A 12,458-nucleotide genomic window follows, 5' to 3' on the forward strand; every position below is an offset into this window, starting at 1 on the left:
ATCAATACTCATAAATTCTGAAGTTAAGTCTATGGAGATTAACTCAAGATCTGACAATTTGGGATTGCGGATTTGATTTAAAAAATTCATTTTACTTTCAATTGTTATCAGTATCTCTAATATTTTTCATAATTTGCGGTAAAGCTGTTCATATTTAATCGTTTGTTAGACTATTAAATTTAGGTATTTATATAATAATGCGCAGCTTCCTTTTTTTTATCCTAAATGAACCAAGGGTATAAATTATCTTAATTTAACTTAATTTAACATTCTAATGGATACTATTATGAGTTTAAAATTCTATATTTGTGTATAATGATGAAAAAAAAACTTTTTTTGCCTTTATAAAGAATCTATTTTTTTAATAATAGAGATAAGGTGTACTTTAAAGTACACCCTTATGAAGCGATAATAAGGAGATTTACTTAAAAATTAACAATTGTTTCTATCTGGATATAGGTTGATCATTTAAGAATACTGTATCGCCTTTTTTATATAAAGAGGACATCTATAAATAGAGGGACATATAGACTATCTGAACTAAGAGAGAATGAATTTATTTTAAGTGCATAAAATGTATTAAAACTACATGATAGTGATACTACCCCACAACATATAAAATTAACTTTAAAACATACAAATCATGAAAAAAAACAGTTATTTCAATCGAATTAGAAAATTATATCCGAAAATATTTTTTTCTTTATTTTTATCATTTATCCTTGTTTCCTGCTCCCGTGATCATTTATCTGGAGATGACCCTGCCAAAAGCGCAATACCATCACCAACACAAAGTAGACCCAACACCTTAGGAGATTTAATACTACAAAAAAATGTTATTGTTTTAAATGATGAATCTATTGCAGCGATTACCCATTCCGAACCACAAAAGATTGTATTTAGCCATACCACCAGTCAAACCCTAAGGATTCAGGAAGGCAGTGTTATCGTAGGAACCAAAGTAGTGGGGGATAAAATCACCAACATTCTTGCGAAGGTAGTCGCTATAAAAAACGCAAATAACCAATTATCTTTACAAACAACAAGCGCGAACCTTGAAGAGGTAATCTTGGAAGGGACACTGAGTGGGGTTTATGATCCCGCTAATACCCCACCCTTAGAGGTCGATGGCAAAACTTTTAATTATATTCCTATAGAAGGGCTTGTTTCTCAAGCGACTCGGAGTAAAATCCATAACATAGAAGCTAAAAAATTTAATAATCGTGCATATAATTCGACCATCAATTTAGGATATTTTAATTTTGATAAAAACATCCCTTTTCCAACTCAAAAAATCGGCCCTATAGGTTTAGAATCCAGTGTACGAGTAAAAGGTGGTTTTACTCCTAAACTTAACTATAATATTAGTTTTTCTAGGGGGACTGTATCTAATTTTTATGTTGATTTCATTTTGGATGATATCAGCCTGCAGGCTATAGCCAATATTCAGAAAAGCCTTGGTTTATCCATCAATACCACAGACTTTATTAATATTCCGGTCATCCCTATTGTCTTAGGTCCTACAGGCCTTATTTTGAGTCCTATAGTTGCAGCCGGACCTTATGCAGGAGTCAAAGCAAGCGGAAAAGCACAAGTAAAGCTATTTGAAATTGAAGGAAACGCTAATTTTCTGGTGGGCAGAAGACCCGATTTAAATATTCATTTAAAAAACAAAGGGATCTTAAACATCACCCAACTAGGGGGCGACCTATCCGCAGAGGCGGGATTTGAAATAAAAGGAGCTGTAGGTTTACAGTTTCTAACGGTTTCTGTAGCCAACGTAGGATTAAATGGAAAAGTATCAGCAATCTCTTCTTTAGCAGGCACTCTTATTCCTGAAAAGAAAGTAAATTTTATTGTAAAAGGTAGAATTCAAGCCAACATGCTCTGTAACATCGGAGTACCGCCATTGAGATATGAAGGTAGTTTTAATCTCCTTCAAAAAGAGATTCCTATTATCAATAAAGAGTTATTTTCCGGTGCTATTTTAAATTAAATATAGTGATCTCTCTTTTTCAGAATTTTGTATTGATGATCTGATCTGGATAAAAATATATTAATCGATAAAAGCTCCCAATGGGAGCTTTTTATATTTCTGATTATCTCAATAGAGTTCTGCTAGCTATAATAATCGCTTATCCTTAGTCTATGTTGAGCAGTCGCTTTTCTGAAATAAAACTGGAAAATATAATTCTTGAGGATAAAGAAGCTTTTCTTAATCAGCAGAAAAATCTAAAATAGAAATTACTCGTCTTTTTTAGAAGGTGTCGTAAATACGTCCAACAATCCCTCAGGTAACTGCATCATAATAACTTTAGCTTTACGATCAACCTCTATAATCCATTCTTTAATCAGCGGGACGATAACTTGTTTTTCATTCAGTTTCAAAATAAAATAATGCTGAGCAGTCCGATCATTCACGGAACATATTAACCCAAAAGAACTTCCCTGAACATCTTTTATTTCATAGCCAATAACTTCATGATAGTAAAACTGTTTCCCAGACAACGGCGGCAAAGTAGATAAAGGCTGATAGACATCTTTTCCTATCATCTGATCCAGGAGGCTCTCATCCATATTTTTAAATAAAAGATTGAGTGCATCCGCCTTACTCCAAGATAGTTTTTCTATAAAGAATGGAACCAATAATCCATTGATTTCAACGAATATTGATTCCATTTTATTGTAAAATTCGGGTTGATCTGTATCCATTTTAAGGATTACATTGCCCGAAAGGCCATGTCTACGGGTAATCGTTCCAAGATAATAGCAATCTTCTTTACGCATATTATGGCAAATTTCTTTTTTAAGCTTCGCTACTTTCTTCAGAAGCTTCAGCAGGAGTAGCCTCCTCTGTAGTTGTTTCAGCTTTAGCAGCTTCTTCTGCGGCTTTAGCTTCAGCTTCTGCCTGTGCAGCGGCTGCTATTCTTGCTTCATTTACTTTAGCTTCAACTTCAAGTGCTGCTTTTTTAGCATTTCCTTTTGCTTGTGCCAGTCCCTCTACTTTAGCGTTTACTTTAGCTTCTTTAGCCTCCAACCAAGCATTAAATCTTTTTTCTGCTTCAGCCTCATCAAAAGCACCCTTAGCTACACCACCCTGAAGGTGTTTTTTATAAAGCGCTCCTTTATAAGAAAGAATCGCTCTGGCAGTATCTGTAGGCTGAGCTCCATTGTTTAACCACTTCACTGCAGAATCTACATTCAAATCTATAGTAGCAGGATTCGTAATAGGGTTGTATGTTCCCAACTTTTCAATGAATCTACCATCTCTCCTAGCTCTAGAATCTGCTACAACAATATGAAAAAAAGGTTTTCCTTTTTTTCCGTGTCTCTGTAATCTAATTTTTACTGACATATAAATAATTAATTTTAAGGGAACTCGTCCCGGTTAATTTTAGGCTGCAAAGGTATTGAAAAAGTTTAAATAAAAAAACAATATTTGACCCTACCCCAAGAAAATTCACATCTTATGAAAACCTATTTTAAAAGTTGATAATCAAATCCAGTCTCCCTCTATTTCCTTTTCTTAAGAAATCCTCATTGACAGCGTTATATCCTTTTATATCTTTCGTAAAAAATATTCTATTTCTTAGTCTCATCCATTTATTAATGGGATAGGCTATTACAATTTCTGGTCCTTGTACATTGGTCGCCGCCCATCGGGCTAAATCGTATTGGGCAAAATAATCCAAGGCTGCGTATTTCTGCATATAGAGATAGGATAAACCTATGTTTAAATCTTTCTTCAATAGAGGGATATCTATTGAAGCATTAGCATATACACCTGTCTTTTGCTTACTGAAATCCGGAGCCTCTTCTGCACGGTATTCCTTTGAAAATGAATTATTTCCCTGCTTGTCGGTAATGAGATTTGATACCGGATTTTGGGGGTAATTCTTGAGATTGCGATAAAAATCTAGGTTAAAGGAGAGGTTAGACATTTTTTTAAACTTTATTCCCAACTGACTGGTCCATATCGCGTAATCAGGTGCCAAATCACCGTCATAGTAATATTGGCCTATATTGCTATAATACCGATTGGGAATTTGTTCGGCTTTGATAAGTCCCGTTCCTATTTTCCAATCATAAGAGGGGGTAGACTTATTTAAGCGCAGGGAGAAACCATACATCTTTCCCTGATTTCGAAAAGATGCATTATCCTTATAGTTTTCAACAAAATAAGCTAAGTTTCCGGATAAATCAAAATCTTTAATTTTATGATGTGAAATAAGAGTTAAACCATCGTGTTTCCAAAAATCAAATTGTTCACCAATCTGATTGTCCCAAACACGAGATGCATCTTGACGTCCAAAGCGAAGTGCATAATTTTCATTCAGTTTATAATTTAGCCAAAGTTCATCGAGTAGAATGGATAACTTTGTGTCGGAGTTTCCTCCGAATGCAAAATAAGGATGAGATAAGATACTCGCTCTAAAATCAAATTTATCATTAATTTTTGTATCCATATACAGATACATCATAATTCGGGACCAGAATCTATAATGCTCATCCTGTATATGTCCTATTTTAGGATTCATTTTATTCTGATTCCAGTCTAACTCTCCGAGTCTAAAAATAGTCACTACTCCAGGCTTAATCCTATCAATAATATTTTCAGTCTTTTTAGTCTCTTGTTTCCCTTTTTCCTCTTCTAAATGAGCAATCCTTTCTTTAAGCGCATTGAGTTCCTGATAATAATTCTTAATAGAATCTTTTTGCTGAGCGAAAGTTAAGCCTGATACCAAACTTAAGATTAATATTTTTATTTTCATTTCACAGATATTTTATATTTTTTTACATTACTTAAAAAAATCCAAACAGCATCAACTCTTCCACAATGGTAAGTACCACCTCTCAAAATAAAGACCTCTATAAAAACCTCTAAACAAAAGGGAGATTATTATTTTTTTGCAATCCTAATGGTGTAAATTTACAAGGGTCTATAATAACACTTTAACACATCATTACATAAATTACTAATTTTACGGCAAACATAATATTTTATTTATTATTATCCTTATAAAGAGTGGCATAATATCCCTTCTTTTTAAGTAATTCCTGATGCTTTCCTTCCTCTACAATTTTTCCATGAGCCATTACAATAATTTTATCTGCATTTACAATAGTAGAAAGTCTATGGGCAATGATAATAGAGGTTCTATTTTTAGTAATTTTTTGTGTAGCCCTCTGAATCAGTTTCTCTGATTCATTATCAATAGAGGAGGTCGCTTCGTCCAAAATCAGAATACTCGGATCGGTAAGATAGGCTCTTAAAAAAGATAGCAACTGGCGCTGTCCTAATGAAATGGAAGCTCCTCTTTCACTCATCACATAATGATAGCCTCCTGGTAGCCTCTCAATAAATTCATCAACCTCAATTTCCCTGGCAGCCTGGCGTATTTTTTCTATGGGTATGTCTTCCCCCAAAGTAAGATTCTCATAAATAGAACCGTGAAAGAGAAACACATCTTGTGATACCACGCCAATATGGTTTCGCAAGTTATAGAGCTCATATTCTCGAAGGTCTATACCATCCAATAATATCTTTCCTGCATCAATATCATAAAATCGAGTAAGTAATGAAATAATAGTAGATTTCCCTGCACCAGTAGCGCCCACAATAGCTACCGATTCTCCGGGGTTAACTTTAAAACCAATACCTTTGAGAACTTCCTCTTTTTTATGATATGAAAAATATACTTCCTGAAATTCTATACCCCCATATACTTTTTCTCTTATGACCTGCCCCTGATTCGGCATAGCATGATCTGCGTCTATAATGCCCAATACCCTTTCTGCCCCGACCAAACCTCTTTGTATATTATTAAATCTATCTGCAATCTGTCGCAGAGGGCGAATTAACATATTAACAAACTGTATAAAAGCGATCACATCTCCTGGGCTTGCATTGCTATCTGTAAGGGCATTATAGCCTGCATAAAACAATATCAAACCTATACATACCGAAGATATCAATTCTACAATCGGAAAAAACAAAGAAAAGAAAAATACTGTTCGTAAAAGTGCTTTCTTCAAGTGTTTATTAATCTCATCAAACTTATTAAACTCTGCTTGCTGGCGATTAAACACTTGTATCAAAGCCATTCCTGAGAGTCTTTCCTGTACAAAGCTATTTTGCAGAGAGGTCCAATTTCTCTCATCTCCGAAAGCTGTTTTTAACCGCTTTTGAAAGAATCTGGTGATCAATAACATGATAGGCAATAATACCAAAGCGATAAAACTAAGTTGTACATTCACATTAAACATAGCAATCAGCACCAATATCACCCGTAACACATCTCCAAAAACCATTAAAAAACCATCGGTATACACTGTAGCGATGGTCTCAACATCGCCTACCGCACGCGTTACCAATTGCCCAATTGCCATTTTATCGAAAAACGATATTTTAAAGTATATGAGTTTATTATACAAACGTTGGCGAATATCACGAATAACGTTTTGCGATATAAAATTGGAAAGGTAAACCAATCCAAAATTCAATACAGTTTCCGCTATCACTAGGCCTATTAAGAGATAAATATCGTGAATTAGTAGCGTAAAATCCCGCTCTTTGATAATATCATGGTCTATCATATCCTTTGTTAGGATGGGTCGATAGGTTCCCACCAATGCAAATGCAATGGAGATGATAAATGCAGAAATAAACCACCCGCGGAATTTCATTCCTATTCTGAAAAGTCTAACGATTATATTTCCTGTACTTAATTTTTTCATAGCTATATATCAAAGTCATAACCCACCTCTACCAAATACAAGCCATGAGCGGGGGCTGAAATTCCGGCAGCATTCCGATTTTTCTTTTCAATAATATCTCGTATATTTTCTGGCTTTATTTTTTGGGTTCCTATTTCGACCATGGTCCCCACAATGGCTCTCACCATATTTCGGAGAAAACGATCCGCAGAGATCGTAAATTTTAACAACTCTTCTTCCTGCTGTACCCATATTGCTTTTTTTATCTGGCAGAAATTCGTTTTATTATCGGTATGCAACTTGGCAAAGCTTGTAAAATCTTTATATTCAAACAAGATTTCGCAGGCCTCATTCATAGCGTCTATCTCTAATTTCCTGCGCCAAAACTGCCATGAAGAATTTTCTGTAAAGGGATTTTTATGCGTGGAAATATAATATTCATAGGTTCTGTGCAAAGCGCTGAATCGGGCATGAAAATCCTGATCTACCTGAAATATATTGTATACCGCAATACTGGGAGGTAAAAAACTATTCAATCGCGGAACCAAATCTGCGGCCAAATTGTTTTGGGTATCAAAATGGGCATACATTTTTTTAGCGTGAACTCCTGTATCGGTTCTACCAGCACCAACAATTTTAATGTTTTCTCGTAAAAGTATTGTTAATGCATGTTCTAAAGTTTCCTGAACACTGATTTGGTTCGGTTGCTTCTGAAACCCAAAGAAGGACGCCCCATTGTAGGAAAAAACAATAAAATAGCGCAATTTGTTTGTATTTTTGTCTAAATTTTCGATAAGCAAAAATACAAACTCTACCGTAACCGAAAGTAAGCTTCATGAAAAAAATATTATTACTCTCCGACACACATTCTTATATGGATGATCGTATTTTATTCTATGCTGAGCAAGCGGATGAAGTATGGCATGGTGGCGACTTTGGGAATGTGGAAGTAGCCAAAGAACTTCAAGCCCTAAAACCTCTTCGGGGGGTATATGGCAATATCGACGGCACTGAACTCCGGAAAGAATTTCCTGAAACTTTACGTTTTCATTGCGAAGATGTAGAAGTATTGATGATGCATATCGGTGGTTATCCTGGGCGTTATTCTGCTTTAGCCAAGTCTGAAATCAATAAAAAAAAACCGACAATATTTATTTCCGGACATTCTCATATTCTTAAGGTAATGATGGATAAAGAGAAGAATATCCTACATTTAAATCCTGGTGCTTGTGGAAAAATAGGCTGGCATAAGGTTCGCACGCTGCTGCGTTTTACAATCGATAAAAACGAAATAAAAAATCTCGAAGTTATCGAGTTGGGTATAAAATAATATATAATGAAAATAGGTGATCACGTTTCGGTCCTCAACGATAATTTACGAGGAAAAATTATAAAAATTCAGAAAAACCTTATTATTCTTGAGGATGAACACGGCTTTGAGCATAGCTTTAAGCCTGAAGACCTCGTCCCTATTGAACCCGATTTATATACCCCCGATAGTATCTCTGTAAAGCAGGAACCTCAAAAAAAGGTTTCAAAAAAAAATAAAACACAACCGCTGATCTTAGATTTGCATTTTGAGCAACTGGTTTCTAATCCTTGTGATTACACCCCTTGGGAAAGGCTCTTTATTCAGAAAAAAAGGCTGCAGGAAAGCATTAAATTTTGCAGAAAAAATAAAATTAAAAAACTAAAAGTTATTCATGGTATCGGTGACGGGGTTCTCCAAGGAATGGTATTAGAGGTACTGGGTGGAGAAATTGATCTTGAATACGAAGATGGATACTTTTTTAAACATCAATCAGGTGCGATTGACGTTCTTTTGAAATAATTTTTCTTAACGCCTTAAAGGAATTTTTATTAAAAAATAAAAATTTCGGACTTTGATTTTGCTGTTTTAAATTGTGACGCTGCTAATAAAATCTGAAGGTATTTAGAAAATCTAAGCTGCTAAAAGAGAACCAAAGAGTAAATAAAAATAACCTCCTGTGTCCTCTCCCCCTACAATGGTCCTATTCTTGAGCCCTAAAAATTATTTCTGAAACTTCTACAACCTTATAAAATAATTCCATAAAATCATGCAAACACTTAAAATATAAAACAATAGAATAGAAAACATTCCTTATCTTGGCAAAGTAGAACAACGCGAATAAGTAAGAATTTCACACACTATGAAAAGAAAAATTCACCATGATCCAACGTGAGATCTTAAAATACCCCTCTCCCCCATGTTTAACGCCTGATTTGATAAACTTATTGACCCAGCTCTGTTTTTATGATAAAAAAATTGAATCTGCGCAATTACTTTTTGTATTTGGATCCAACATTCTCCATGATGAAATCGGAATGAAGCTGACCAATTTATTACGAGAAAATAAATTTGATATTTTACTCATAACCGGCGGAATAGCAAATTATAATGATTCTCTGTACGAAAATTCTGCTGAATCAGAACTTATATTAAAACATATCCCCCTAGCAGAATTTCCGAAAATACAATTGATAATGGAACGGAAATCGAAAAACACACTAGAAAATGTTAGGTATGCCAATTCCTTATTGAACCTATCCACCATAAAAAAATTGCCTTTCTTTCCCACGCTTATGCATCCATGCGCTCTTATCTAAGCCTTAAAAAATTTTGTAAAGCCGAAGATTTTTATAACCTTCAAATTTGTATTCCCTGGGATGATACCTGTAAAAGAATAACCCAAAATAACTGACATGAAACGGAACGAGGAAAAACCATGGTGTGGGGGGAATTTCTTAGATTTATGAAATATGGTACCCGAGGGGATTTTGCAGTACAAGACGTTCAATCAATATTAAATAAAATCACCTCTATATTAGATAAATTATGAAACCTATTCTCGCCATAGATTGAGACGAAGTGATTGCAGACTCTATTTCTTTAATTTTAGATAAATACAATCACGAGTATCATACTGAAATAACCAAACAGAGCCTTTGGGGAAAGACCGTTTATGATCTTTTACCCGAAGTCCATATTCCGGTTATTAAAAATTATCAAAATTCCGCCGATTTTTACCATCATGTTCCCCTAGTGGAAGGGGCACAGGATGCCGTGGCTATTCTTTCCGAAAAATATAATATTTATATTGTTTCAGCAGCCTTAGAGTTCCCGAATTCTCTTTCTGCCCGATATCACTTCATAGAGACTCATTTCCCAAGTATATCCTGGAGAAATTTAATATTTTGTGCTAATAAATCTTTAATCAAGGCTCATTTTTTAATTGATGATATGGTGGAGAATCTTAAAGACTTTGGAAAATCAGGCTTTCTATTTACCGCTTACCATAACGTCAATATCGACTATCCCTCACGCTTGAACAACTGGGAAGAGATTCTTGAAAGGTTCGGTTGAAAAAATGTTCTAAAGAGATTTTTGAATCCTAATTTTTAGTTGAGCACATGTGTAGAATAAGCCTAATAATGACAGACAAATATCTTACTTATACGAAAGCATTATACACTAACAACTCCACATATAAACATCATACTTTATGGGATCAGGAATTTATAAATCCATAAAGATGATACGCTTATTAAATTTACCGGTCCAAAATACAGAAGTTGAGGAAGGATGAGTTTCTTTGGGAAAAAAATACCCTTGAAGGACCCGATCAAAAGAGATTCTAGAATGCTGGGATTGCATAAAAACAGAATAAAAGTAAAACAACGTATCCCACTTTAGAGAAGAATATTATTGTAATATTTTTATCCTAAATATCAATCTGGCACATGGGCTTTATGAGTAATTGGCTCCAAAAAAAGAAGCATAAAAACAACCTATTTCATAGAGGGCTAATAGAGCAGCCCTTATTTATCTGGTTGATTAGGTAAAAACTAATGCAATGCTTTATTGACTGAAAAAATAAATACTCAAACATCCAAACACATAAAGACAATATGTTTATTGAAAAAATATTTTGATGATTTTGTGGAAGGCTTAATAAAATCTATAGACAAGATATTGTATAACACTATATTTGAAAATACAGAAGAGCTATTGTTCAGGATTGGATGGATGAATCCCTTCAACCCCCTGAACATCTATCTTTAGAATAAAGTATTTTTACAATTAAATCTCTGCAATTTTCAATTCTGCGCGCTCTGTATAGTTTAATTTTTCCTAAATTTGTAGATCAAGCTGAAAGACATGCAAAAACTCTCTCTACTTTTTACAAAAGATGGCCTACAGTGGGCTATAGGTAGCGGCCCTTCTTATTCTGAGAAGGCATTTTTCCAAGATGAGGAGACCCCTGAACACTATATTTCAGAACAACTCACCCAAGCCCTCCAACAAGAAGATATTGGTAAAATTGAAATCATCTCCGCTATCAATCACTTTAGCATGCTGCCTTTTGAATTTGATCAACACCACCTGGGCTATCAGCTTATCTCCTACAATGCCCCTGTGGATCCTGCCAACGAAGAACTGATGATTGCCATTAACAATGAGTTTAATGTCCAGTTCTACTACACCATGCCTACATCTTTTTATGAAAAAATTAAAGCGACTAAAATTCCTTCTGCCTTTAATTTCTCTGGAGAGAAATTTCTAAACCACGCCCTGTTTAAGGATAGTGGACAACAAATTCATATCCACCTATACCATAATCAGGCTGAATTTTTCGCCATTAAAAATAAACAAATATTATTGTATAACAATCTTGATGCTCATTCAGAAGTAGATTTCTTATATTTTATTATGTTTGCAGCCTCCAAATTGAATTTCAATTTTAAAAGTGTGCAATTTTTGGTGTATGGAGAAATTGAAGAGAATGAAACTTTTCTTGGAGAGTTGCAAAAATTTGCGCCTCATGTAGAAATTGTTGAAAAAAACATTAAAAATGAATATAACTTTATCCTTCAATAAAAATGTATAGAATTATTTCGGGAAAATGGAAGGGTAAAAAAATTGCGGCCCCTAAGAACTTTGAAGTTCGCCCTACAACAGATTTTGCTAAAGAAGCTCTATTTAGTATTATAGAACATCGTTTTGATCTTAAATACACCTCTGTCTTAGATCTTTTTGCCGGTATAGGCTCTATTTCTTTAGAATTTGCATCACGGGATACTCGCGACATTAGCTGCGTAGATCTCAATCCCAGGCATTGCAGTTTTATTAACTCAACAGCAAAAGAATTGGGATTTGACAAACAAGTAAACCTTAGCCGTGGTGATGTCTTCGACTGGATTAAAAAAGAAAGAAATCATGGTAAACGCTACAATATTGTATTTGCAGATCCTCCTTTTGACATGGAGAAAGCAAAGTACGAAGAACTGATAGAATGCATTCTACAAAAAAATATACTCGCCGAAAACGGTATTTTTATACTGGAGCACCAATCGAGACAGAAATTTGAACATCCTGCTCTTCAGGACACTCGGAAGTATGGAAATGTAAGCTTTAGTTTTTTCATTAAAAAAGATTAGTAAAAAGCAAAAATAAGCAAAACGGTTAAAACCTTTGCTATGCAAGGCTTTATAAAAAGAGTAGTCTCAGTTCGGAAGTCGGTGTCTGATAGGTTTTGGTCTAAAAATGACAAGGTTAGGTTACTAATTCGTTACCGATTGACAAAGGCAACAGTGTGGTTTAACTGATTATATTTCAGTCTTTTGCGCCCTTTTCTACGTTCCCTTGTAACTCAATGTAATTTAATTTTAAACGTTAAACATTTGAGTTATGGAGCAGACAAAAAAATCGACGTTCAAAC

Annotated in this window: 12 protein-coding genes and 1 pseudogene; 7 read left to right on the forward strand and 6 right to left on the reverse strand. The window is 34.5% G+C overall.

What is annotated here, in order from left to right; translation table 11 throughout:
* A pseudogene (locus tag GNY06_RS15715) lies at positions 1–152 on the reverse strand (IS982 family transposase); the annotation flags it as partial.
* A gap of 491 nt (positions 153–643) precedes the next feature.
* Between GNY06_RS15715 and GNY06_RS08735 the strand changes: the two are divergent.
* Positions 644–1,996, forward strand: a complete 1,353-nt coding sequence (locus GNY06_RS08735) for a hypothetical protein (RefSeq protein WP_166519727.1) — start codon at positions 644–646, stop codon at positions 1,994–1,996.
* Positions 1,997–2,244: 248 nt separating this feature from the next.
* On the opposite strand, the gene rimM is transcribed toward GNY06_RS08735, so the two are convergent.
* The 5 genes from rimM to truA form a co-directional block, all read right to left on the reverse strand.
* On the reverse strand, positions 2,245–2,787 hold the full coding sequence (rimM, locus tag GNY06_RS08740; protein WP_166519728.1) for a ribosome maturation factor RimM: 543 nt from the start codon (positions 2,785–2,787) through the stop codon (positions 2,245–2,247).
* Positions 2,788–2,806: 19 nt separating this feature from the next.
* A complete protein-coding gene (locus GNY06_RS08745) occupies positions 2,807–3,355 on the reverse strand; it encodes a 30S ribosomal protein S16 (protein WP_166519729.1) in 549 nt (182 codons plus the stop codon).
* Between the two features lie 127 nt (positions 3,356–3,482).
* On the reverse strand, positions 3,483–4,772 hold the full coding sequence (locus GNY06_RS08750) for a hypothetical protein (protein ID WP_166519730.1): 1,290 nt from the start codon (positions 4,770–4,772) through the stop codon (positions 3,483–3,485).
* Between the two features lie 229 nt (positions 4,773–5,001).
* Entirely contained in the window at positions 5,002–6,738 is a 1,737-nt protein-coding gene (locus GNY06_RS08755; protein WP_166519731.1) for an ABC transporter ATP-binding protein, read from the reverse strand.
* 2 nt (positions 6,739–6,740) lie between these two features.
* Complete coding sequence (gene truA / locus GNY06_RS08760; protein WP_394350834.1) at positions 6,741–7,481, reverse strand: tRNA pseudouridine(38-40) synthase TruA; 741 nt, start codon at positions 7,479–7,481, stop codon at positions 6,741–6,743.
* 71 nt (positions 7,482–7,552) lie between these two features.
* Between truA and GNY06_RS08765 the strand changes: the two genes are divergently transcribed.
* The 6 genes from GNY06_RS08765 to GNY06_RS08790 all read left to right on the forward strand — a co-directional run bounded on the left by GNY06_RS08765 (position 7,553) and on the right by GNY06_RS08790 (position 12,177).
* Positions 7,553–8,047, forward strand: a complete 495-nt coding sequence (locus tag GNY06_RS08765; RefSeq protein ID WP_166519733.1) for a metallophosphoesterase family protein — start codon at positions 7,553–7,555, stop codon at positions 8,045–8,047.
* Between the two features lie 6 nt (positions 8,048–8,053).
* The gene (locus tag GNY06_RS08770; RefSeq protein ID WP_166519734.1) at positions 8,054–8,548 is read left to right on the forward strand and encodes a Smr/MutS family protein; all 495 of its coding nucleotides are present in this window, start codon (positions 8,054–8,056) and stop codon (positions 8,546–8,548) included.
* Positions 8,549–8,907: 359 nt separating this feature from the next.
* Positions 8,908–9,345 carry an ElyC/SanA/YdcF family protein gene (locus GNY06_RS08775; protein ID WP_244614397.1) on the forward strand — a complete coding sequence of 146 codons (438 nt, stop codon included), beginning with the start codon at positions 8,908–8,910 and terminating at the stop codon, positions 9,343–9,345.
* 262 nt (positions 9,346–9,607) lie between these two features.
* Complete coding sequence (locus GNY06_RS08780) at positions 9,608–10,102, forward strand: 5' nucleotidase, NT5C type (RefSeq protein WP_166519735.1); 495 nt, start codon at positions 9,608–9,610, stop codon at positions 10,100–10,102.
* A gap of 795 nt (positions 10,103–10,897) precedes the next feature.
* Positions 10,898–11,617, forward strand: coding sequence for a DUF3822 family protein (locus GNY06_RS08785; RefSeq protein ID WP_166519736.1), 720 nt, complete (start codon positions 10,898–10,900; stop codon positions 11,615–11,617).
* A 2-nt stretch (positions 11,618–11,619) separates the two neighbouring features.
* Entirely contained in the window at positions 11,620–12,177 is a 558-nt protein-coding gene (locus tag GNY06_RS08790; protein WP_166519737.1) for an RsmD family RNA methyltransferase, read from the forward strand.
* Positions 12,178–12,458: the final 281 nt, after the last annotated feature.

The sequence above is a fragment of the Elizabethkingia argenteiflava genome (assembly GCF_009904105.1).
Classification (GTDB): domain Bacteria; phylum Bacteroidota; class Bacteroidia; order Flavobacteriales; family Weeksellaceae; genus Elizabethkingia; species Elizabethkingia argenteiflava.

Bases quoted from the DNA above. Each gene is read 5' to 3' on its own strand.
- GNY06_RS08735 (WP_166519727.1), top strand. From the start codon at position 644: ATGAAAAAAAACAGTTATTTCAATCGAATTAGAAAATTATATCCGAAA.
- rimM (WP_166519728.1), bottom strand. From the start codon at position 2,787: ATGCGTAAAGAAGATTGCTATTATCTTGGAACGATTACCCGTAGACAT.
- GNY06_RS08745 (WP_166519729.1), bottom strand. From the start codon at position 3,355: ATGTCAGTAAAAATTAGATTACAGAGACACGGAAAAAAAGGAAAACCT.
- GNY06_RS08750 (WP_166519730.1), bottom strand. From the start codon at position 4,772: ATGAAAATAAAAATATTAATCTTAAGTTTGGTATCAGGCTTAACTTTC.
- GNY06_RS08755 (WP_166519731.1), bottom strand. From the start codon at position 6,738: ATGAAAAAATTAAGTACAGGAAATATAATCGTTAGACTTTTCAGAATA.
- GNY06_RS08765 (WP_166519733.1), top strand. From the start codon at position 7,553: ATGAAAAAAATATTATTACTCTCCGACACACATTCTTATATGGATGAT.
- GNY06_RS08770 (WP_166519734.1), top strand. From the start codon at position 8,054: ATGAAAATAGGTGATCACGTTTCGGTCCTCAACGATAATTTACGAGGA.
- GNY06_RS08775 (WP_244614397.1), top strand. From the start codon at position 8,908: ATGATCCAACGTGAGATCTTAAAATACCCCTCTCCCCCATGTTTAACG.
- GNY06_RS08785 (WP_166519736.1), top strand. From the start codon at position 10,898: ATGCAAAAACTCTCTCTACTTTTTACAAAAGATGGCCTACAGTGGGCT.
- GNY06_RS08790 (WP_166519737.1), top strand. From the start codon at position 11,620: ATGTATAGAATTATTTCGGGAAAATGGAAGGGTAAAAAAATTGCGGCC.